Origin of the sequence: Nocardia sp. NPDC059154 (genome assembly GCF_042755705.1) — a bacterium.
Taxonomy (GTDB): domain Bacteria; phylum Actinomycetota; class Actinomycetes; order Mycobacteriales; family Mycobacteriaceae; genus Nocardia.
On record NZ_JBHZCS010000070.1, the window covers coordinates 33,818 to 54,539 of the forward strand.

A 20,722-nucleotide genomic window follows, 5' to 3' on the forward strand; every position below is an offset into this window, starting at 1 on the left:
TTTCCTTTCTCGCTCACGGCATTTCGACGTGGGCACCCCTCACCCTGGAGGTTGAATCGTGAGCACTCACGCCGATCCGAACAAGGCATACGTGTGGCTCGACGGCGACGTGTACCGCGCGCCCGCCGGCACCGCCCGCCCGGACGCCCCATTCGTCGACAATCCCGTATCCGGCACCGTGCCCTGGCTGTGCTACGGCGGTATCGAGGCCGGTTTCGAGCTGAACCCGACCCGCGACGTCTCGCCGAAGAAGGTCTGGAACCGGCGCAGCGCCCCGTACAAGGTGATCAAGGCCCCGACCGAGGAGCGCATCAAGCTGCGCCCGGTCGACTACAGCGCCGCGACCGTGCTCACCGCGCTGCAGGGCGGCTCGATCGTCGAAACCCCGCCCGGCTCCGGCATTTTCGAATGGCACTCAGGCGATGACGAGGACTTCGCGGCGATGCTGAACGTGCGCGACGAGGGCGACTCGGCCGGTTTCTACTCCCCGCGCGTCACCCTCACCACTCCGCCGCCGCGCACCTTCGGCAAGGAGGACATCGACGGCTTCGAGTTCGAGCTGCTGGCATTGGAGCCGTTCATCCCGATCACGAACTGGAACCCGCTGCAGTCGAAGTTCACCGTCACCATCGGCGGCAGCCCGACCGGCGGTACTTTCCCGCTGACCTTCAACGGGCAGACCGCGGCTGGCATCGCCTACAACGCTGCGGCGTCGGCGGTGCAGACCGCGCTGGAGGCGCTGTCTTCGATCGGCGCCGGCAACGTCACCGTGACCGGCAGCGCTGGCGGCCCCTACACCGTCACCGTCAACAAGATCGGTGTGCTCAGCAGCACGGGCGCGAGCCTGACCCCGTCCGGCACCGTCACGATCGCCTGAGGTAGCAGCCAGTGACCGCGAAGACTCCCGCGAAAAAGACTGCCACCCAGCGCCGCCCGGCACAGCCGACCCCCTCGGCTGTGCCGGCGGCGGCCGCCATCGACCGTGTCGACGTCCTGGCCGAGCTCGCCACCGGCGACCAGCCGCCCGCGCCGATCACCCTGCTCGGCGTCGACGCCGACGTGCGCCGCAGTTTCACCGGCGACGAGGCCGTGCAGTTCTACCAGCTGGTCGCCGAGATGGAGTTCGAGGCGATGCTGTCGCTGATCACCAGCGACGGCCCCGCCCTGTGGGCCAAGATCGCCGGCCTCACCCCGGCGCACGCCACGACCGCCCTGAACCGCATCATCAACCTGAGCGAGCTGCACTCGGGGGAACTGCTGGCGCCCCTGCCCTTGTCGGGCTACATCGACCCGACCGCTGGGGCGCAGCCTTCGCCCGAGTCCTCCGCTGGTACGGCCTGAACCTGCGCGCCGCGCTTGCCGAGCTCCCCTACCGCGACGTCGCTGCGCTGCTGGACGATTCAGCAGCCCAGGACGACCAGCGGGCCCGGGACTCGGAAAACCTGGCCATGCTCGTCGACCGCCAGGATTTCGAGCTGAACTTCGATTACGTCTCGGGCACCACCGATCCCGATGACCCCGAGGTCAAACGCGAACGGGCCCAACGCGCCAAGCACGGCATCAAACCGCCGCCGCTGCCCATCCTCGCGCCGATCGCCCAACGCGACCCGGTGATCACCGCCGAGCTGGTCGAACGCTATCAGCAAGCCCAGCAGCCGTACCGGATCCCGGAACCGCCGAAAAGCAAGCTCGCACAGCTACTCGCTGCGCGCCGAGGGGAGGTGATCTAGCCATGGCTGGTGGTCGGATCGACATCCTGATCAACCCCGACACCCGGGACTTCGCCAACCGGATGCGGCGTGACCTGAAGCCCGCCCTCGGCGTCGCCGCGGGTATCGGCGGCGTGTTGGGCCTCGGCCTCGCGGGCGGTGTGGCGGCCGCGTTCGGCAAGGTGATCAGCGTCGGCAACGAGTTCACGACGTCGCTGAACACCATGAAGGCGGTGTCGAACGCGACGGCCGAACAGATGGCCGCAGTGTCGGAAAAGGCCAAGCAGCTCGGCAACGACGTCACCCTGCCAGGCACCTCCGCCAACGATGCCGCCGCGGCCATGACCGAACTCGCCAAGGGCGGCTTCACTGTCGAGCAGTCCATGGAAGCCGCGAAGGGCTCCCTGCAGCTGGCCGCCGCCGCGCAGATCGACGCCGCCCAGGCCGCGACGATCCAGTCCTCTGCGCTGCAGGCCTTCGGCCTGTCCGCGACCGACGCAACCCGCGTCGCCGATGTGCTCGCCAACACATCGAATGCGTCGAGCGCTGAGATCACCGACGTCGCATACGGATTGCAGGCCGCGGGCGCGGTCGCGCACCAGTTCGGCCTGTCGGTCGAGGACACCGCCACCGCGCTGGGCATGTTCGCCAACTCCGGCATCAAAGGCTCTGACGCTGGCACCCTGCTCAAGTCGGCGCTGCTCGCGCTGACCGACCAGGGCAAGCCCGCACAGGCCGCGATGAAGGAACTCGGGCTGACCGTCTACGACAGCCAGGGCAAGTTCATCGGTTTGCGCTCGTTGTTCGAGCAGCTCCAAGGCGCCTCGCAGCGCATGACACCCGAGATGTATCAGGCCGCGACAGCGACCTTGTTCGGCAGCGACGCAATGCGTTTGGCCGGCATCGCCGCCGAAAAGGGCGTGCCCGGCTGGGACAGCATGTACACCGCTATGTCGCGCCAAGGCGCGGCGGCCGATGTGGCCGCCGCGAAAATGCAGGGCCTGCCCGGCGCGATGGAGATGGTGCAGAACGCCACCGAAGGCCTCGCCCTCGAGGTCTACGACCTGGTCAAGGGGCCCCTGGAACAGTTCACCAAGAACGTCGCCGACTTCGTCACCGACCAGACACCGCGGCTGGTCGACGGCCTGCACGACGGCGCGAACGCGCTCATCGGAATCGGCCGCGCGGTTGCGCCCGTGGCGCAGGCATTCCTGGATCTGCCCGGTCCGGTGCACGCGGCGATAGCAGCGCTGGTGCTGTTCAAGGCGACCTCGATCGGCACAGCGATCTCAAGCGGTGTGACAGCGACGACCACAGCGTTCGCCCGGTTCGGCGAGCAGATGGCCGTACAGCGCAGCCTCGCCGCCGCCAGCGGGGTCACGCTGTCCCAGTTCGGTGCGGCCATGGCGACCGTTCAGGCGCGAGTGCCCGCTCTCGGCCAGATGGGTGAGGCGTACCGGAACGCCGCTGCAGGCGCGACGCACTTCGCCCGCACGCAGGGCACCGTCGCGGCGGGACTGAGCGGCATGCGGTCGGCCGTCGGTGGGGTCGTGAGCATGCTGGGTGGCCCGTGGGTCGTAGGCATCGCCGTGGCCGCGGCTGCCATCTATCAGCTGTATTCGGAGTTCAAGCGGGCCGAAGACCACGCCAACGCGATGCGCCAGACCCTGCGTGAGATCGGCACTGCGCGCAGCGAACTGTCCGAGATCTTCTCGCTCAACGGCGGCGTGTTCGACGACAAGGCGATCTCCAACGTGGTCAGCCAGCTCGGCATCATGAAGAAGTCGCTGGATGACGCGGGCAGCAACCGGGCCGGATTCTTCGAGAAGGCCAAGGGGGCCTTGACCTTCAAGCTCGGCGACGCGTACGACAAGAACTGGTACGCCGACCGGTGGCAGGGCGCCAAGAAGATCATCGACGACCTCAAGATGTCCGATGAGCAGCTGGCCGAAACGCTTTCGGACACCAGCAAATTCAATGATCTCTCCGCGAAACTCCAGGGCTTCGGCCAGGATGGCCGCTTCGCGCAGTCCCAGTTCAAGGAGCTGCGCGACAAGATCGTCGCGATCCAGGAGACAGCCAAGGACACCACGCCCGGCTTCGCGACACTGACCCAGGCGATCAAGACACTGTCGGACACATCAGCCTCGGCTGGTGACCGGATCAACGCGATGAAGACCGCGCTGGACCTGCTGTCCGGCAAGCCCGTTTCCGCGCAGGATGCGCTGGCCAAGTACAACCAGACCGTCCGCGACACCGCGGCCGCCACCACCGAGGTGTGGGACAAGACCGCCGGATTCGGTGAGGAGCTGGTCCGCCAGGACGGCTCGGTCAACACGGCAACCAGCAACGGCGACAAGCTCTATCAGGCCCTCACCAAGATCAAGGACTCGTCGATCACCGCGGCCGAGGCCGGCGTGCCGATGGGCCAGGTGTTCGCACAAAACGAGCAGCAGTTCGTCCAGCTCGCCGCAGCCAGCGGTCTCACCGCCGAGCAGGTCCGGCAGATGGCGACGCAGCTCGGTTACCTGCCCACCGATATCGAGATCCTGGCCAACCTCAAGGGCGCCGACTCCGTCGAGCAGCAGCTCATCGTCATCGAAAGCCTGCTGCGCACCAACGCCGACGGCATCACCATCCCTGTCGACGCCCTGACAACCCAGGCGCGCCAGGAGCTCGAGGCCACCGGCGCCAAGATCGAGGAGGTCAACGGCAAGCCCGGCATCGTGAAGGTCACCGCCCCGGACCTGCAGGCCGTGATCTCCAAGCTCGACGAGTTGATCAGCAAGAACCTTCCGGACAAGACCCAGAAGGTCACGATCAACTACGAGGAGGAGTACAAGAAGGCCACCGCCGACGGCAGCTGGCGCGCGCCGATGGTGCTTCCGCGTGCGGAGGGCGGCATCGACGGTCCGCTCCCGGGACAGGCGACGATCCAATCGCCGCAGGCCCGCCTGTACCAGTGGGCCGAACCCGAAACGGGCGGTGAGGCTTTCATCCCCCTCGCGGCGGGGAAGCGGGAGCGATCGACCGCGATTCTCGGGTCGGTCGCGGGCATGTTCGGGTTTCAGCTGACCCCGATGGCTGACGGCGGTATCGCCGTGTCTCGCGCGCTGAGCTTCCTGCAAGGCGAGTCCGGTAAGCCGTATCAGTATGCGGGCGTGGGCAGTCCGTCCTGGGACTGCTCTGCGCTCATCTCCGCGGCCTATGCGCTGGTGAAGGGGTTGGACCCGTACACGCGTTGGTTCACCACCGAAAGCAATTTCACCTCGATGGGATTCCTCGACGGCGCCGACCCGACCGGGCGCGGCCTGACGATCGCTGTCTACAACGGCGGCGGTGGCCAGTACTCGCACATGGTCGGCAAGCTCGCGGGCACGCCGCTGGAGTCCGGCGCCAATGGTGTGCGCGTCGGTGTCGGGGCGACCGATGTGTCCGACGCCCAGTTCGGGAGTCGCTACTACTTGCCCGAGTCGGAGTTCAATCCGCCCGGGTCGGGCAAGAAGAAGCGGAAGAGCCGCAACAGCAAGAAGGAGCAGACCTGGGGCGAGAGCGACGATCTGGATCTGCGGTCAGCGAACATCGCTGTGACGCAGGCGATCGAGGCCCGCGACAAGGAGCTCGCCGACCCCAAGGCCAAGCAGTCCGAGAAGGACGCCGCCCAAGTCCGTGTCGAGCAGGCGCAGCTGCGGGTCAAGGAGCTGGAGAAGAAGCGTGACGAGGCCAAGAGCAGCCAGGATGTCACGCCGGCACCTGATCTGACGGGGTCGATGACCGATGACCAGATCACCCTGGCCGATCTGCAGGACGCGCTCGACAACGCAGAGGCCGACCGGGAAGACGTCTACAACGATCCCGAGTCGACCGACGCTGAACGGGCGGCCGCGGATCGGTCGGTCTACAAGGCCCGCAACGCGATCGTCGCCGAGCAGAAGAAACAGAGCGAGGCGACGAGCGGGTCGTCGGACAGCTCCAGCGTTGTCGGCCTGATCGGTGACGTCGTCAAGGCCGGTGTGACCGGGCAGCTCTCGGACTTCCTCACCGTGATCGGCCTCGAAGGCGACATCGGTGGCGCGGTCGGCGCGTCCATCACCCAGGGCAAGAAGTACTACGACGCTGTGCAGTCCAAGCAGGCGGAAAGCCAGGCGCAGCAGCAGTTCTCGAAGCCCACGATCAGCCAGGACGACATCGCCAAGCAGGGCCCGGTCACGCCCGGCACACCGGACTGGATGGCGCAGCTGCTCAAGACGTTCACCGTCCCGACGGTGCTGCGCGACCAGGGCGGGCCCCTGCCGCACGGTGTCGCCGCGCTGAACCTGTCCGGCCAGCAGGAATGGGTGCTCACCGGCGACCAGGTCGCCGCGGCCCGCAACTTCGCCGCCAGCCAGGTCGGCGGTCCCGCGGGCAACGTCGACAACTCCGTGACCATCCAGCAGCTCCACACCGGCATGAGTGCCGGCGAATTCCGACGGGAGTGGAAGATGATGCAGCTCGACCAGCAGCAGCGCGCGAAACGGCTGACAACGCGGTGAATCCGCCAGAGGACACGCTCATCGAGATCGAGGGCTGCAACAAGCGGTGGATCACGGTGGCCGGGCCCGGACAGTGGGAACAGGGCGTCGCCCTGGCCGACGAGGACTCGGGCACCGACTTCGACGGCATGTACGAGGCACCGTTCACCGCGATCTACAACGCCACCGCGTTCAGCATCGGCGCCGACTTCGGTGGATACCGCGAGGACAAATACGATTTCATCCTCGCGTTCCACATCATCGGCACACCCGAAATGCCCTGGCGTGAAGCCGATTCCGAGTTCCGCAAGATGTGGTCGGTGCGCCGCGACAGCAAGATCTGGGTCACGGTCGGCGGCTCGCGGCGCAGCCTCACCGTGCGGTTGGGTGCGAAGCCGAAGATCAAGGCGATCAACGACCCGAACAGCGAGGGCTACGCGCTGGCGTTGCTGCCGCTGGTCGGGCCGTACCCGCGGTGGGTGGAGAAGGATTTCGAAACCAAGTTCATCACCGAAACCGACACCACCGATGGCAGTGTCGAAACCGGCTACGTCACCGCGTGGAACCCGCTGCCCGAGGACTATCCGAGCTGGCCGCAGTGGGATGTCCAGGGCGAAGCCGGAATCGTCTGGACGATCCCCGATTACTCCTGGGGCAGCGACGAACACGAACGCGCCGAAGAGGACGCGCTTCACAAGATCGTCATGCCGCCGCTCATCGCGGGCGAACACCTGTGGATCGACACGGACAAGATGGCCCGCAACGGCCAGGTCAACAGCTCCCTCGATACCCAGGTCTACCTGCGGATGGCGGGCAAGAAGTTCATGTACCCGTTCCCGGGCGGCCTGAAGAAGACGCAGATCCCCGTCTCTGTCACCGGCGCGCCCATCGGCGCCGGCATCCGGCTGCGCTGCCCACTCGAATGGCCACGACCCTGGGGGCTCGAATGACAGCAACCACCACAACGATCGATTTCGATGCCGAGTTCGCGAAGATCCGCGAGCGGCTCGAACGCGAGGACGAGCGCCGCGTCACCCGCCCGACCATCCGGCTGTGGGATGGGGACTGGAACTACCGCGGCGACGTCTGGCGTGAGATCTCGGCGAAGTTCCAGCTGCTGGAGAACGAGACCGGTATCGGCACAATCGAACTCCCGGCGACCTATTACCTCGCACGGTGGCTCACCGATCACAAGAACCGGCCGACCGCCAACGTCCACATCACCGTCGACCACCTGGGAACCCGCTGGAGCGGGTTCCTCGATGAGGTCGAGCTCGACAAGGACGACGACGGCCAGCGTGTCGTGCGTGCAACGTTCAAACACGATTTTGAGCACCTCAAGCACATCCTGGTGTACTGCAACCCCTTTGCCTGCCCCCCTGCCTTCGGGTAGGGGGGCAGGCAAAGACCTGAATTCTTACCGCCAGAGGTCCAGTTCCCGCGCACCTGGATCCTGTTCGGGCCCGCGATCTGGGCCCTCAAGCTGACCCTGTTCGTCAACCTGTTCCGCCTCCAGGCCGGGCTGCCCTGGGAGCTGCCGGCCGACCCTATGAACGGGGCGGGCTGGCTGGACCTGGACCAGTCGAACTGGCAGCAGGTCGTCGCGCCGACCGCCATCGGCGAGGACACCAGCCAGAACGCGATCATCCACTCGCGCTTCAAATACATGTACGACGTGCAGAAGTCGGTTGCGGCTGACGCACAGATCACGTGGCTGCCGCGGCGCTATCTCGAGGGCGACCCGCCGCCCTGGCCCGGCGCGAACCTGCGGCCCGGCACGCTGGTCTGGGACCTGGTCGATTCGTCGAACTGGGATATCGAAACATCGTTCGGCGGAGACGTTTTCAACGGCCTCGACCGGGCCCGCACGATCATCAACTCGGACGGGTTCAACGCCGGCGAGGAAACGATTCTCGACCCGACGTTCCCGCCCGAGTACAGCCAGCCCGGCTACAAGGGCACCATCTCGCGCGCGCCCGGCATCGTCTTGCGCGACGGCGACCGCACCGGCATCAAGTCGTCCAAGTTCAAATGGCGGGGGGCCACCGACGTCGGATTCGTCGCGGGCGGCCACTCCGCTTACGGCGTGAACGAGGCCATATCCGCTGCGGTGAACATGGCCGGGGACTTGGTCGCGGCCGCGCTGTTCATCCCGCCGATCGGCGGCGCGGTCGACGCCATCCTCAAGCCGCTCTACACCGACACGCTGTTCGCGTACATGAAGCACCACGACCGCGACCGTGCTGCACGGGCGGGCTGGAGCCACCTGCACGAAACCCTCTGTGACGGCGCAGATCGCGGCTATACCCTGTCGGCCCTGCTCGCGCTGAGGGCCGGCTGGTGGCGGACGAGGGAGCAGACGACCCACCAGATCACGGTGGTCGACGGATACGAGGGTCTGCGGATCGGCCAGAACGGTCACGGCAACGCGTACTTGGGCACCCGCATCGGGACCACAACCAAGGACCACGGCCAGGCCGGCGTCATCTACGTCGACCGGATCACCGAGATCACGATCTCGTGGGACCGCAACAGCACACCCCTGTTCGCCCTCGTGGTCGGCCACCGCGAAGAAGAAGACCCCATCGTGAAAGGCCTGGAAATGATCAAAGAAGTCGCAGCACTCGCGCGAGAGCTGGGCATGCTGTGAGCAAGATCTGGCGGCTCGAGGACATCGACCCCGACGACCCGGAAGAGCGGTTCTTGCCTGCGCTGCAGGCGATCCCGATCGGCGGCGGGCAGCCGATGATCCTGGTCGAACCGATCGCGCGCGCGATCTCGCGGCACCTCACCGAGGTCGGCTGCCCACCCATCGACCCGACCGCGGCGACCAAGAAGTACGTGCGCCCCTACCGCGGCGAGCAGACCCCGCTCAACGGTGCAGCGCAATGGGTTCCGCTCGACACCCCCGAGGCCGATCCGATCATGATTCAGGACCCTGCCCAGATGACGATGCGTGAGCGTGAGGCTCAGGTCGAGCGGCTGCGGTTTCTCGGCTACCGGATCAACGAACCCGAGGAACCACGGCCACGCGCGTCCGAGGTCGACGCCATCGACACCCCGCCGCGGTTCGACCCCGCCGCCCACTCGGTGACCGAGGTCTGCGCGTACCTGCGCGGCCTCGACGACGACCCGGTCGAGGCCGCGCGCGTGGTCTATGCCGAGCGTCACGGCAAGGCGCGCAACGGAATCCTGAAGCGCTTCCCCAGAAAGGAGAGCTGACGCCATGTCTGAACATGTTCTGCAGCACCAGTATTCGACCCAGGAGACCGGCTACTGGTGTGCTCCGGGCTCGACCCAGATCGTCCTGACCGTGCGCGGCATCGACGTGCCCGAACAGGAGCTGGCCGACGAGCTCGGCACCGACACCGACGGAACCGACTGGATCGGCCAGGTGACCGCGGTACTCGCCCGGCGCACCGGCCAGCCCTACGTGACCGTGGAAATTCCGAACGATCCGCCCTCGGCGGCGCAGGTTGATCGGCTCTGGGATGACATCGTGGGTTCGATTGATGGCGGCAACGGCGTGGTGGTGAATATCGTTGCGCCGCCTGGCAATCAGCCCCCGGGCTACCCGTCGAATCAGACGATCTACCACTACATCGCGGCCGTGGGTTACGACGATCACACCCGCGCGGTCTACATCGCAGACCCAGCCAATTTCGGTGGTATCGAGCATTACTGGCTGTCGGTCGGCATGCTGGCGAGCCTGATCGCACCGAAGGGCTACGCCGCCGCACCGACCGCCGGCGGCCACGGCGACGCCGAGATCTGGCGCGACAACCTGGTGCAGCTGCTCGGCCCCGGCGGTGCGCGATGACGTTGTGGGGCATCGACATTTCCGGCTGGCAGGCCGGTATCGACCTGGATCAGGTGGCGCGCGAGGGATTCTCGGCCGTGATCGCGAAGGCCACCGAGGGCGCGGACTACACCAGCCCGGCCTACGCCGCCCAGAAGGCGGGCGCACGACGGGCTGGCCTGCGGTTCATGGCCTATCACTATGTCCGCGAGAATGCCTCGGCCGAAGCGCAGGTGGACAACTACGTGCGCGCTGAGCCGGATCGCGCCGTGCACGTGATGCTCGACCACGAGGACCGATCCGGAGACGTCACGGTGCTGCGTGCCGTGCACGCCGAGTTCATCCGGCGCGGCTACCGCGTCGCGGTGGTCTACCTGCCGCGCTGGTACTGGCGCGACTACATCAGCAGCCCGAACCTGTCCGGCCTCCCGCCGCTGATGGCCTCGAGCTACGGCGACGACCAGCCCGGCTACGCCTCGGCTCTCTATCCCGGCGACACCGCTCCGGGATGGAACCCCTACGGCGGCAACACCCCCGCCGTTCTCCAGTTCACCCAACGCGCCCGCGTCGCCGGTCTGCAGATCGATGCGTGGGCATTCCGCGGCACTGCCGCACAACTCGATGCGCTGTTCAGCGCGGAAAGCGAGACCCCAATGAGTGAGGCACAGGACGTCCAGAAGCAGCTGCGCGGCCCCGACCTGAACGGGTGGGACCAGCTGGGCGGCAAAACCCTTGTGGACGCGGTGGCGGAAATCCGCGACCAGGTGGGCGGCCCGGATCACCAGTGGGGCGGCTGGCCCCAGCTCGGCGGGCGGACCGTCGTGAACGCGCTGGCCGCCATCGGCGAGCACCTCGGCATCGCGGGATTCACCACCCAGGGCGGCAAGTGATGGGACAGCACAGCGCCCCCGAGAACGCGAGCCAGGTCCGCTACCCGTGGCGGACCCTGGCGCGCACCACCTTTCAGCTCATCGTCGGCCTGGCCGCCGCGATGCCGTTCATCGTCGCCTCGTCCGGGCTGCCGACCACGGCGGCGGGTATCGGTACCGCGCTGGCGATCTCGGCCGCGATCACCCGAATCATGTCCGTGCCCGCGGTCAACCTGGCGCTCGCCATGTGGGTGCCGTGGCTGGCGGCCGAGCCGCGCGACAATGGCCGGCCTGCCGACGCGGACCAGGCACTCACCGGGCAGACCTTCAACATCACCGCCGACCCCGCGGGCATGGCCGCGGCCATCAAGCGGGCGAAGCAGCTCGAGCAGATGCGCTGGCGAGGCGGTGGCCTGTGAGCCCCGAACTGATCACCGCGGCGTGCACCGGCGCCGTAGCCATCCTGGGCGCGATCTTCACCTACCTCGACCGCCGCCGCGCTCACCGGGTCGAGGTGCAGGGTCGGCAGATCGCCGATCTCACCAACCGTGTGGGGCACCTGGAGGCCGAGCTGGAGCGCTCCAAGAGCCTGTTCCGTGAAGCTGTCCGGTTCATCCGCGTACAGGCCCGCCATATCGCCGAGTCCGCCATTGCCTACCGCCTCGGCACGACCGCCCCGCCGGCGCCTGAGATTCCCGAACGGCTGCGCGAGGAGGTCTAGGCGTGACCACTCCCGGCATACCCGCACCCGACGGCGCGTTCGTGGTGGGCGGCAAATACGGATCCGACCTCAACAAGGAGACCACCCAGCAGCAGCTGGCCGCAGGCACCATCGCCGCCTACACCCGCGCCCAGAACGCTGTGGGTTCCCAAGTGCGGGAACCGATTGTGCTGGCGAAGGGTGCTGCCGATGTTGCGTTGACCCAAGCACAGGCCGCGGCGAATGACGCCGCCAACGCCGTCGAGAAAGCTGATATCGCCTACGCGCTAGCGACCGAATGGAGCCTGGAATTCGTGGCGGCGTCGGCCGAAGTGCTGCTGGGCGCCAACGAGCTTCTCGTGGGGCCGATGCTGAACGTGCGCGCTGGGCGACTCGCGATCATGACCGACGTGCACATCGCTTTCCTGGAGCAGCACGGCGGCCTCACCGTGGAAACCCGCAAGTGGAACGACATGAACACGGCCTACACCGTCGCGCACACCGGAGTAATCGACCCGAATGTCACGCGGCGAAATTTCTCGGCCCTCACCGTCAACGTCCTCGACGAAGAACGGTTCTTTCCCTACATCACCTCGATCACGGGCACGGTTCCGCCGACCGTCCTGCAGATATGCGTGGCCGGGGTCTACATCGATGCCTGAAAGGGGCAGCGCGTGAAGTCATTCGAGGTGCTCGCCGATGGCGAAACCTACGCCGCAACAGTATTCATCCAGCCGAACCGAGAAGCCCTGTGGGCAGCGGCATTCGGCGTCACCCAGCTGGACGGGCTGTTCGACATGACTCCGGCCGAGCAGGCGATACCCGTTGTGGACGCGGCGATCTCGCGATTCAACACCGATCCCGACGCGCTGCGTCCGCTGGTCTCCGCCGATGACCCCGTGGGGTTGCGTGGCAACCGGGCGGTGCTGTTGCAGCTGCGTGCCCGGCTGGCGAAGTCCGGCGGGACGATCTCCGGTGCCGTCGATGAGTCCCCCGAGAGCAGCGCGTGAGCTTCCTGCTGCGCCGCACAAATCGGGCGTGGGCGGGCTGGCGCGACCTGGATGCCCTGCACTCGCGCCCGAATGAGAACCCGATCCAGCCACCGTGGAAGCGCACGAACACCGGCCGTACGGTGTGGCTCGAGGGCAACGTCCTGAAAATCCAGGACGCCTTCGAAACGATCATGCAGCTCGGCGGCGTGAGCTACGAAATGCAGCCGTTCACCCAGAACTGGGGCTGTGAATTCGATTTGAACTGTGACGGCGCTGTGCTCGTCCAGCAGCAGTTCTGGGCAGCGTGCATCTCGCCGACGTGGACATCCGTCGCGTTTACCGACCTGGCGAACAGGCCGATGATCGCGATTCACCGCAACGTCGGACAACTCGGGAACACGCTGAAAGTGATGGTGTACCACGACCTCAACACCATCGAGACCCTGGCCGAGACCGGCGAGCTATCGGGACTGATGAACCGGACATGGTGCCGGATGACGATTCTGGTGGACCGCGACCGCCTCGTGCGCGCGTACATCAATGGCACCCCCCTCCTGCAGCAATGGCTGCCAACCGCCTACGCTTCGGGACCGGGTAAGCGGGCGATGAACTTCCTGAACCAGTGCACGGCCTGGTCGGAGATGAAGAATTTCGTGCTGTTCGATCAACAGTCCGACTTCCAAAGCGTCGCACCATGGTCCAGCGTCTACTACGACGACTTCAACCGCCCCGACGGCGCGCCCGGCAACGGGTGGACGCAGCAGGGCAGCAACGCGTCCATCGTCGGCAACAGCTGGTCGGTCACCGGCGGCTCGGACTCCAGCAACGGACTGCTCCGCGATACCGGCGTGACGTCCGGGATCCAGCGCGTCGAGGCGATCGTCGGCGGCAACCTCGGGCCCAGCGGCGGAGCGGACGCGAGCCTGATCCTGCGCGCGACACCGGATGGCAGCGAGGGACTCTCGGCGAACTTCTTCTCCGGCACGATCTACCTCTCACGCTTCACCGGCGGACTCGCGACCCCGACGTTCACGGACTACATGTCAACCTCTGAAGTCACCGTCCCTAACGGTGCGAAGGCCGCGTTCGCCTGCACGAATCAGGCGGCGTGGATTGAAGTGAACGGCCAGATCGTCCTCATGGCCGATGTGAACAACAAGGTCACTACCTCGAATTCGTGGGGCGGCCTGCGGGTTTCGCGGCGAAGCGGAAGCAACTCCCACTCCTGGAATGACGTCCGGCTGCTCACACGCGTGTGACCGCCACGTGCACAGCAGTTTTCACGCATTCCCATCGACCCCGCCCCGAAGGGAGGGACGCACATGGCAAACATCGGCGACAAGCTGCCATCCGACACCGTGTGGCTCACTGGCGGCCGCGACTTCGAATGCTACTTCGAGCACCTCGACGCCAACCGGCAGCCGATCAACTTTCCAGCCGGCTCGCTGTTCTTCGAGCTCGACACCGTGCCTACGAAGACGCTGTGGACATTCACGATCACCGGCTCGCAGGCCAGCCTGAAAGTCGAGTCGACCGCCTCTGACCTGATCGACGCCGGAACCATTTGGCAGCTGGTGTTTCTCCCGCAAGGAGAGACCGCTGGCGGGCGACCGTTGGCCCTGGGCCGGATTGCGAGGCAAGGCGAATGATCCTGCGCGGCTCATCTCCGAACGGCACGACCATCGAAACCGCAGCGCGGCCCGGCGGAATCATCCTGTCCACGCCCGGGCCCGCCGGGCCCGCGGGCCCGGCCGGACCGCAAGGCGACACCGGGCCCGCGTCCACCGTCCCCGGCCCGAAGGGCGACACCGGTGACGTCGGCCTGACCGGACCGAAGGGTGACCCCGGCGACGGCCTGCAACTCGACGGCCAGGTCTCCACCTACGCCGAGCTGCCCGCGTCGGCTCCCGACGGCGCGGTCTGGCTCGCGGCCGGCAAGCTGTACCGTCGCGCGGCGGGCGCATGGCCAGCGGAAGCGGCCGGCACTCCCATCGAAGGCCCGCAGGGAGTGCAGGGAATCCAAGGCCCCCAAGGGGTTCAGGGACCCGTCGGCGAGCAGGGCGTGCAAGGTGTGCCCGGCGCGGTCGGCGGCACCGGCCCGAAAGGCGACCAGGGGATCCAGGGGCCGGCCGGCCCGAAGGGCGATACCGGCCCGGCCGGATCGTCGGCCTGGGGCGACATCACGGGCAAGCCGTCGACCTTCCCGCCCGACACGCACACGCACCCGGCCACCGACATCGCCGACTCATCCGCCGTCGGGCGCGCAGTGGTCAAGGCTGTGGACGGCCCCGCTGCCCGCACGGCGATCGGCGCTGTCGGTACCTCTCGCCAGATCGCCACCGGCACCGGACTTTCCGGCGGCGGCGACCTGACCGCGGACCGCACCCTCGCCGTCGCGTTCGGTGCCACCTCGATGACCGCATGCCGCGGCGACGACACCCGCCTCTCCGATCCCCGCACACCGACCGCAGCCGGGCAGGTCTACGACTTCACCATCAAATCGCACTCCGGCCCCCGCGCGACCGGTGCGGGCAACGTGATCCCCGAAGGCGTCCGCATCGAACGCAACATCTCGATCCAGGCGATCACCATCCGCGGCGAGACCGCAGGCACCGGCAACCTCGTGGTCGAGCTGCGCCGCAACGGATCGAACACGGGCATGCCCGCCGCATCCACGATCGCAGCGGCCAACCACGCCGCCGATACGACCGTCACCGCAGGCGGACCATGGGCGGTCGCGGCCGGTGACCGCATCATCCCCTACATCACCACACCCGACAGCCCAGCAGGCACCGGCCTGCAGGTGAGCTTCAAGGCGGTCACCACATGATGTTCGTAGTGGCCGGCCGCGCCGGGACGACCGTCACCGACGACTTCAACCGCGCCGACGCCTCCAGCCTCGGCGCGAACTACGTCGCGCTCGGCAACTCCGGCACCGGACTCTCGATCGCGAGCGGGCGAGCCCAAGCCCCGAACGCCCCGATGAACCAGACGATCCTCTGGGCGAACCGGCATACGGTGCAGCCGATCACCGACGACGTCGACGTGAGCGCGGTCCTCATCACGCCCACCGTGAATGCGGACATCGCCAACCTCTACGTCGGCCTCATGGCCCGCTGCAACTCCGCGGGCACGATGTGGACGGAGGTGCTGCTGTCATCGACGAAGCTGTGGATCCTCACCCGCGCCGGCGTGGCCGGTTCCTCGACCTATCGGGGCACACCCGGCTCGACAGGCGTGACGATATCCTCGCCGACCAGCGTGCGATTCACCGCTGTGGGCACCCTGTACTCGGTGTACATCAACGGCGGCACAACGGCGATCGCGACATGGAACGACACCGGCGCTGCTGTGCCGATCAACTCGACCACCCGCTACTTCGGAATCCTCGGCTCCTCAGCCGACGCGTTCGGCAGCCCCACCCGCGGCTACGGCATCGACAGCTGGACCGGTCGCGATATCTGAAACCTGAAGTACAGCAAAGCGCCCCGGCTACGGTCGGGGCGCTTCGCTGCATTCAGGGCTGAGGAGTCGGTGCTCCTCGATGTTACGAGCTGGCAGCCACAACCACGCCAATGAGGATCGCGAGGCCTACGCCGATGAGAAACAAGACGAGGAACGCGGAGAGGACGCCGCGGTATACCGCTGTCGCGATCTGCTCGCGAGGCACCTGCACGACGTAGACAGGCTGAACATGTGGAGGCAGCGAGACCGGCTGCCCGTTGACGGTCAACGCGGACGTATCAACATTGAATGGCTGACGGTTCCGCGGCTGGTCGAACGGATTACTCGAAACGAGCTCCGGTCCAGCACGGTGGAACTCGGGACCCGGCCCAGTCAGCGTGCCTGGGGGAATTTCCGCGTGCCGTCCGTGTCTGGGTTCGTTGATCATGTTGCCCTCCGCTTAGCTCGACCCGGCGCTACCCGTGGACGGGCGGGTGCCCGGGCGCGGCTTGTCGAACTGGACATAGAAGCGATCGCCATGGATCAGGTAGCAGCGCGCGGAATACCCCATGTCGCGATACATCTTCGCCGTGTCCTCGCATGCCTTGCGGCCGATGATCGTCGGCGTCTCACCAGCATTCGCCGGCCCCACGCCCACACCCATGGCCACCACAGCGATGCCGGCCAAGAGGCCAGCCCGTACACAATGCTTCATACCCAGTGTCTTTCGTGTCGCATGATTTCGAATGACCTCCCCTCGCGGCACTGCCACGCCGCGATGCTTCCAGCTGGGAGCGCCGCCCCGATCCTCCCCGGCGCGACGCTCAATGTCAGCAACCCGTCAGAAAACCGGCACGAACGGTCATAGCACCGAAACTGAACCACCCCAACCGTTTCCCGGTTGGGGTGTATTTGTCGTTTGCGCGTCGCGTCGAGGTCACTCACGCGCCAACGGACAGTCGCGCGCTCGCGGTGATCTCGTTCGCCGCCTGCGCCAGCGCGACGATTGCGGGATGCTCCGGCGGTCCAGCAATCACACCGAGTTCTTCGGCGATGTCCTGGATCCTGCAGCACAGTTCGCGGGCCTTTGTCCGGTCCAGGCCCTGTGTCTCGGTCACAATCCTCCTCCGGGTTTTTCAGCTAGAACGACTCACCAACGAAGACGAACGCCCCGGCCCTACCTCGGCCGGGGCGCTCTACTGGCTTCTAGGTCAGGGGATGTTCACAATGAATCGATGCGCCGTGACCTCATCGTCCGGCGCGTACGAGCGTGGCTCCACCTCGTGGTGGTCGAACTCAACCAGGATCCGCCGCTCCCCTCCATGCGCCGGATCACGGGCGACAGTGATGTGCTTGACCTTCACGGCGCGAGTGAGCGTCCTACCCTTGTCGGTGATCGTATCGATCTCCAGCAGCGGCGCCGGATCAGTCTCACGCTCCGTCAATCGGTTGATCGGACCGCGCCAGATGCGAATCTCGTTGGGACTGAAGCTCGGAAATACCATCTATATCTCACTCCTCCCGGTCTAGTGCGGGCTCGTATCGGCTAACTGGACCCCGCACTACCCGTCGACGGGCGTGACCCCGGTTTCGCCCGCGTTCGCCGGGCCCGCCCCGAGGCCCACGACCGCCACAGCGATTCCGCCTAACACCACAGCTCGCGCAATATGCTTCATACCCAGTGTCTTTCGTGTTCGCATGATTCGGAATGACCTCCCCTCGCGGCACTGAAACGCCGCGATACTTCCAGCTGGGAGCGTCGCCCCGATCCTTCCCGGTTCAGCGCTCCGTGTCAGCAACCCGTCAGACAACAGGCACGAATCGTCAGATATATCCATACCGATCCAGATACTGGCGCGCGGCAAGCACTCTCGGGCAGGGCGGTGTGCATGTGGCGTGAATTTTCATGATCCCCTCGGCGCGTCTCCGGTCGATGTCATCGATCCGGTTCTGTTCGCACCAGTCGTCTACCCACTGGTGGTTGGTCTTGACAGCGTGGATGTTCGGCATGTCCTCACCTCCGTGGAAGGCACATGGCGCCAATAGTTATCGCGATGAGTGCAGCGATGAGCAGGCCGATCGGCATTGTCAGCATCGGAACCCCGTTGCGCGAGTGGAGGTGGCCGGCCGACGGGAGGACGGTTGCAAAGCATCCCGCCGGGGGCCACCTGTGGCCGTTGGCCACGAAACCCACCGTATGCAGCAATGATGCGAACAACAGGTACGAACGTACCCCATGCCCTACGCTGAAAAAGTGGTAACCGCGTGGAGAGGTGAACCATCATGAACAGTCCAGACGGCGTCTTGAAGATCGGGCAGCGAATCCGGTCGCACCGCGAGCGGGCAGGCATGGCACGCCCTCTACTGGCCGCACAGATAGGGCGCTCGCCCGAGTGGCTGAAAGCCCTGGAGAACGGCAAGATTCAGCGCACGCCGAGTCTCGACATGCTGCTACGCATCGCCCGCGCACTGGGCCTCGACGACCTCGCGATGCTCACCGGCGACGATCACGCGGTGCCCGTGGCCACATTCTCCGGCGAGCGGCACAATGCCCTGACCGCAGTCCAGGCCGCGCTGACCGATTACCGGCTCATGCCCGGCGCTCGCTCGGTCAGCGACGCCCATCTCGCCGAGCGTCTCCGGAAGGCGTGGCGCATCCGGCATTCCAGCCCAGACCACCGGTCGCAGTTGGGCGCGCTACTGCCCGGCTTGATCCGTGATGCACAGTCCGCCGCCCGCACAGGCGAGGACCGACGCGCTGGGCGCCGCACGCTGGCGGGGGTCTACCAGCTCGCCGACTTCTATGTCGCCTATCAGCCTGCGCCCGAACTGGTGTGGCTGGTCGCCGACCGTGCCATGAACGAAGGCTATGAAGCCGACGATCCGTACGTGATCGCGTGCAGCGCGTGGGCCATGGTTCAATCGCTGCGCGACTGCGGGCGTTGGGAGGAGGCAATCGGGCTGGCCCGCAACGCCATCGACCAGATGTCCCCGTACCTCGGCCGCGAGGAAACGCCCGACGATTGGCATGGCGTCGCTGGGGCGCTGGAATTCGAGATCGCCTACGTCTACGCCCGGCGCGGCCGGTACGGCGAGGCGTGGGCGCACTGGGAGACCGCCGATCAGGTTGCACAGCAGCTCGGCCCGACCTATCGGCATGTGCAGACCAGTTTCAGCCAGCCCGTCATGGCCGCACACGCAACGACGCTCGGAGTCGAGCTCCGCCGCGCGGGCGAGGCACTGCAGGCGGCCCGCTCCATCGACGTGAACCAGATCGTTTCCGTGCCTCGGCGCGGCCGGCACCAGATCGAGGTGGCGCGCGCCTACGCCCAGCGCGGCGAGAACGCTGGCGCACTGGCGATGCTCACCGCCGCCGAGCGCACCGCGCCCGAGACGATCCGCTACAACGGCTTCGCGCGGGACATGATCCTCACCCTCGTGGCGTCGCCCCCGGCAGCGATGCGCGCCGAGGTTCGGGAGCTTGCTGGGAAGGTCGGAATCCGGGCCTAGGCTCGATCCTTGCCCGTCATGGGCGCGCCGCGCTGGCCTGAGGATCCCAGCACGACGCGCGTCCCAGTATCCCACCTGTGCGCTGACGCGACGCGGAGGGTTGCGCCATTACGGCTTACCGTCGGTTGGAGCGTCCTCGGTCAATAGACAAGTCGGCGTCGTCTCGCGAGCGTGCTCCCACAGCATGCCGACAATCTGGTCGCCACTCCACACGTCCGGATTGTCCGCCGCCTCCCAGGCCCGGTCCGGGTCGGTCACCGTCGGCACCGTCACGGGCACGGTGAGTCCCAGCTCGGCTGCCTTGACGGTCACGGCCGCGGTGAACGTTTCGGCGTACCGCTCGTAGCGGCGTGCCCACTTCGCGGTGAGTGCGTCTGTCGCGATGTCGAATCTGGTGTCGGCGGCGTCCCGATCGGCGTCGTCGGCCTGCGCCCACTCGGCTTCGAGCGCCGCGTACTCGCCGTCGTAGGTGGCACCCTCGGCGATGAGCGGCACCCACCGCATGAACACCTGCGGGTGCCGGGCTTTCGCCAGGAACTCCCCTGGGCTCATCCCGCATGACTCGGCGCGATCAGCCACGAGCCGATCTCGCTCAGCCGGTTCGGGCTCGTAGGGTTCGGAGTAGCCGGACTGGTCGATGAGGTCGGCGATATTAAGGGGCACCACAACCGGCGCGGTCCGGTAGGGCGCGAGCCGCTGGGCGTCTGTCATCTCCCCGCCCGCGAGGTTGCGGATGTGGTCGGCTTCCCAGCTGCCGGAGCGGCCCGCGGTGAGGCGGTCGACACCGCCGACGTTCGCGGCCACGGTGGTGAGCGCCGAGGCGAGGAAAGCGCCGAAGTCCAGCGGTCCGTGTTCGGTCTCGTGAAGCACGGCGGCCTGGAGCGCGGCCACGGCGGTGCTGTGATGTGCGTCCCACTGGGACTGGGCTGTCGGTTGTTTCGATGTTGTCATCGTCGAGCCTCCACGGGGGCAACGGAATCAGCGATCGGCCCGCCCGAATTACTGTACGGCGGTACCGAATTGGCTTCTGATCTGCGAAAACGGATCGAGAGCCATTGGCTACAGGTTTGGCTACAGTGGCCCGATCAATCCTTGATACGAAAAGGGCCCCTGCGCTGGTCAGGGGCCCTTTTACGAAAGAGCGGGTGACGGGAATCGAACCCGCACCATCAGCTTGGAAGGCTGAGG

At 66.7% G+C, this 20,722-nt stretch carries 25 protein-coding genes; 19 read left to right on the forward strand and 6 right to left on the reverse strand.

Translation table 11 applies throughout. From position 1 onward, the window contains the following. Window positions 1-58: 58 nt before the first annotated feature. The 18 genes from ACFXN1_RS41015 to ACFXN1_RS41100 all read left to right on the forward strand — a co-directional run bounded on the left by ACFXN1_RS41015 (window position 59) and on the right by ACFXN1_RS41100 (window position 16,045). The gene (locus ACFXN1_RS41015; RefSeq protein WP_379436371.1) at window positions 59-877 is read left to right on the forward strand and encodes a hypothetical protein; all 819 of its coding nucleotides are present in this window, start codon (window positions 59-61) and stop codon (window positions 875-877) included. 11 nt (window positions 878-888) lie between these two features. Then, complete coding sequence (locus ACFXN1_RS41020) at window positions 889-1,341, forward strand: hypothetical protein (protein ID WP_379436372.1); 453 nt, start codon at window positions 889-891, stop codon at window positions 1,339-1,341. A gap of 107 nt (window positions 1,342-1,448) precedes the next feature. Continuing rightward, window positions 1,449-1,730 carry a hypothetical protein gene (locus ACFXN1_RS41025; protein ID WP_379436373.1) on the forward strand — a complete coding sequence of 94 codons (282 nt, stop codon included), beginning with the start codon at window positions 1,449-1,451 and terminating at the stop codon, window positions 1,728-1,730. Between the two features lie 2 nt (window positions 1,731-1,732). Next, window positions 1,733-6,241, forward strand: a complete 4,509-nt coding sequence (locus tag ACFXN1_RS41030) for a phage tail tape measure protein (protein ID WP_379436374.1) — start codon at window positions 1,733-1,735, stop codon at window positions 6,239-6,241. Beyond that, the gene (locus ACFXN1_RS41035) at window positions 6,238-7,170 is read left to right on the forward strand and encodes a hypothetical protein (RefSeq protein WP_379436376.1); all 933 of its coding nucleotides are present in this window, start codon (window positions 6,238-6,240) and stop codon (window positions 7,168-7,170) included. Before ACFXN1_RS41030 ends, ACFXN1_RS41035 begins: the two co-directional genes overlap by 4 nt. Then, entirely contained in the window at window positions 7,167-7,613 is a 447-nt protein-coding gene (locus ACFXN1_RS41040; protein ID WP_379436378.1) for a hypothetical protein, read from the forward strand. Before ACFXN1_RS41035 ends, ACFXN1_RS41040 begins: the two co-directional genes overlap by 4 nt. Before the next feature lie 273 nt (window positions 7,614-7,886). Then, entirely contained in the window at window positions 7,887-8,870 is a 984-nt protein-coding gene (locus ACFXN1_RS41045; protein WP_379436379.1) for a hypothetical protein, read from the forward strand. Next, window positions 8,867-9,442 (forward strand): DUF2744 domain-containing protein, encoded by a 576-nt coding sequence (locus tag ACFXN1_RS41050; RefSeq protein WP_379436380.1) that lies wholly within the window; start codon window positions 8,867-8,869, stop codon window positions 9,440-9,442. The genes ACFXN1_RS41045 and ACFXN1_RS41050 overlap by 4 nt, the downstream gene beginning before the upstream one ends. 4 nt (window positions 9,443-9,446) lie before the next feature. Next, a complete protein-coding gene (locus ACFXN1_RS41055) occupies window positions 9,447-10,040 on the forward strand; it encodes a C39 family peptidase (RefSeq protein WP_379436382.1) in 594 nt (197 codons plus the stop codon). After that, window positions 10,037-10,909, forward strand: a complete 873-nt coding sequence (locus ACFXN1_RS41060) for a glycoside hydrolase family 25 protein (RefSeq protein ID WP_379436383.1) — start codon at window positions 10,037-10,039, stop codon at window positions 10,907-10,909. The genes ACFXN1_RS41055 and ACFXN1_RS41060 overlap by 4 nt, the downstream gene beginning before the upstream one ends. Then, window positions 10,909-11,307, forward strand: a complete 399-nt coding sequence (locus ACFXN1_RS41065; RefSeq protein WP_379436384.1) for a hypothetical protein — start codon at window positions 10,909-10,911, stop codon at window positions 11,305-11,307. Before ACFXN1_RS41060 ends, ACFXN1_RS41065 begins: the two co-directional genes overlap by 1 nt. Further along, window positions 11,304-11,609, forward strand: coding sequence for a hypothetical protein (locus tag ACFXN1_RS41070; protein WP_379436386.1), 306 nt, complete (start codon window positions 11,304-11,306; stop codon window positions 11,607-11,609). The genes ACFXN1_RS41065 and ACFXN1_RS41070 overlap by 4 nt, the downstream gene beginning before the upstream one ends. A gap of 2 nt (window positions 11,610-11,611) precedes the next feature. Further along, complete coding sequence (locus tag ACFXN1_RS41075; RefSeq protein WP_379436388.1) at window positions 11,612-12,250, forward strand: hypothetical protein; 639 nt, start codon at window positions 11,612-11,614, stop codon at window positions 12,248-12,250. Window positions 12,251-12,262: 12 nt separating this feature from the next. Further along, entirely contained in the window at window positions 12,263-12,598 is a 336-nt protein-coding gene (locus ACFXN1_RS41080; protein ID WP_379436389.1) for a hypothetical protein, read from the forward strand. Then, a complete protein-coding gene (locus tag ACFXN1_RS41085; RefSeq protein WP_379436390.1) occupies window positions 12,595-13,839 on the forward strand; it encodes a hypothetical protein in 1,245 nt (414 codons plus the stop codon). Before ACFXN1_RS41080 ends, ACFXN1_RS41085 begins: the two co-directional genes overlap by 4 nt. A gap of 63 nt (window positions 13,840-13,902) precedes the next feature. After that, window positions 13,903-14,229: a hypothetical protein gene (locus tag ACFXN1_RS41090; protein WP_379436391.1), complete on the forward strand. Its 327-nt coding sequence runs from the start codon at window positions 13,903-13,905 to the stop codon at window positions 14,227-14,229. After that, window positions 14,226-15,410: a hypothetical protein gene (locus ACFXN1_RS41095; RefSeq protein WP_379436392.1), complete on the forward strand. Its 1,185-nt coding sequence runs from the start codon at window positions 14,226-14,228 to the stop codon at window positions 15,408-15,410. The genes ACFXN1_RS41090 and ACFXN1_RS41095 overlap by 4 nt, the downstream gene beginning before the upstream one ends. Beyond that, window positions 15,407-16,045 carry a hypothetical protein gene (locus ACFXN1_RS41100; RefSeq protein ID WP_379436393.1) on the forward strand — a complete coding sequence of 213 codons (639 nt, stop codon included), beginning with the start codon at window positions 15,407-15,409 and terminating at the stop codon, window positions 16,043-16,045. The genes ACFXN1_RS41095 and ACFXN1_RS41100 overlap by 4 nt, the downstream gene beginning before the upstream one ends. Window positions 16,046-16,127: 82 nt before the next feature. Here ACFXN1_RS41100 and ACFXN1_RS41105 read toward each other — a convergent pair whose 3' ends face one another. The 5 genes from ACFXN1_RS41105 to ACFXN1_RS41125 all read right to left on the reverse strand — a co-directional run bounded on the left by ACFXN1_RS41105 (window position 16,128) and on the right by ACFXN1_RS41125 (window position 18,034). Beyond that, on the reverse strand, window positions 16,128-16,472 hold the full coding sequence (locus ACFXN1_RS41105; protein ID WP_379436394.1) for a hypothetical protein: 345 nt from the start codon (window positions 16,470-16,472) through the stop codon (window positions 16,128-16,130). A 12-nt stretch (window positions 16,473-16,484) separates the two neighbouring features. Next, on the reverse strand, window positions 16,485-16,712 hold the full coding sequence (locus ACFXN1_RS41110) for a hypothetical protein (RefSeq protein ID WP_379436395.1): 228 nt from the start codon (window positions 16,710-16,712) through the stop codon (window positions 16,485-16,487). A 253-nt stretch (window positions 16,713-16,965) separates the two neighbouring features. Beyond that, the gene (locus tag ACFXN1_RS41115) at window positions 16,966-17,142 is read right to left on the reverse strand and encodes a hypothetical protein (RefSeq protein ID WP_379436396.1); all 177 of its coding nucleotides are present in this window, start codon (window positions 17,140-17,142) and stop codon (window positions 16,966-16,968) included. Between the two features lie 93 nt (window positions 17,143-17,235). Beyond that, complete coding sequence (locus tag ACFXN1_RS41120) at window positions 17,236-17,469, reverse strand: hypothetical protein (RefSeq protein ID WP_379436397.1); 234 nt, start codon at window positions 17,467-17,469, stop codon at window positions 17,236-17,238. A 379-nt stretch (window positions 17,470-17,848) separates the two neighbouring features. Then, window positions 17,849-18,034, reverse strand: a complete 186-nt coding sequence (locus ACFXN1_RS41125; RefSeq protein ID WP_379436398.1) for a hypothetical protein — start codon at window positions 18,032-18,034, stop codon at window positions 17,849-17,851. Between the two features lie 273 nt (window positions 18,035-18,307). Between ACFXN1_RS41125 and ACFXN1_RS41130 the strand changes: the two genes are divergently transcribed. Further along, window positions 18,308-19,534, forward strand: a complete 1,227-nt coding sequence (locus ACFXN1_RS41130; protein ID WP_379436399.1) for a helix-turn-helix domain-containing protein — start codon at window positions 18,308-18,310, stop codon at window positions 19,532-19,534. Between the two features lie 108 nt (window positions 19,535-19,642). Here ACFXN1_RS41130 and ACFXN1_RS41135 read toward each other — a convergent pair whose 3' ends face one another. Continuing rightward, window positions 19,643-20,485, reverse strand: coding sequence for a hypothetical protein (locus ACFXN1_RS41135; protein ID WP_379436400.1), 843 nt, complete (start codon window positions 20,483-20,485; stop codon window positions 19,643-19,645). Window positions 20,486-20,722 lie beyond the last annotated feature (237 nt).

Bases quoted from the DNA above. Each gene is read 5' to 3' on its own strand.
- ACFXN1_RS41130 (WP_379436399.1), top strand. From the start codon at position 18,308: ATGAACAGTCCAGACGGCGTCTTGAAGATCGGGCAGCGAATCCGGTCG.
- ACFXN1_RS41125 (WP_379436398.1), bottom strand. From the start codon at position 18,034: ATGCCGAACATCCACGCTGTCAAGACCAACCACCAGTGGGTAGACGAC.
- ACFXN1_RS41065 (WP_379436384.1), top strand. From the start codon at position 10,909: ATGGGACAGCACAGCGCCCCCGAGAACGCGAGCCAGGTCCGCTACCCG.
- ACFXN1_RS41025 (WP_379436373.1), top strand. From the start codon at position 1,449: ATGCTCGTCGACCGCCAGGATTTCGAGCTGAACTTCGATTACGTCTCG.
- ACFXN1_RS41030 (WP_379436374.1), top strand. From the start codon at position 1,733: ATGGCTGGTGGTCGGATCGACATCCTGATCAACCCCGACACCCGGGAC.
- ACFXN1_RS41055 (WP_379436382.1), top strand. From the start codon at position 9,447: ATGTCTGAACATGTTCTGCAGCACCAGTATTCGACCCAGGAGACCGGC.
- ACFXN1_RS41060 (WP_379436383.1), top strand. From the start codon at position 10,037: ATGACGTTGTGGGGCATCGACATTTCCGGCTGGCAGGCCGGTATCGAC.
- ACFXN1_RS41095 (WP_379436392.1), top strand. From the start codon at position 14,226: ATGATCCTGCGCGGCTCATCTCCGAACGGCACGACCATCGAAACCGCA.
- ACFXN1_RS41040 (WP_379436378.1), top strand. From the start codon at position 7,167: ATGACAGCAACCACCACAACGATCGATTTCGATGCCGAGTTCGCGAAG.
- ACFXN1_RS41105 (WP_379436394.1), bottom strand. From the start codon at position 16,472: ATGATCAACGAACCCAGACACGGACGGCACGCGGAAATTCCCCCAGGC.
- ACFXN1_RS41090 (WP_379436391.1), top strand. From the start codon at position 13,903: ATGGCAAACATCGGCGACAAGCTGCCATCCGACACCGTGTGGCTCACT.
- ACFXN1_RS41045 (WP_379436379.1), top strand. From the start codon at position 7,887: ATGTACGACGTGCAGAAGTCGGTTGCGGCTGACGCACAGATCACGTGG.
- ACFXN1_RS41135 (WP_379436400.1), bottom strand. From the start codon at position 20,485: ATGACAACATCGAAACAACCGACAGCCCAGTCCCAGTGGGACGCACAT.
- ACFXN1_RS41100 (WP_379436393.1), top strand. From the start codon at position 15,407: ATGATGTTCGTAGTGGCCGGCCGCGCCGGGACGACCGTCACCGACGAC.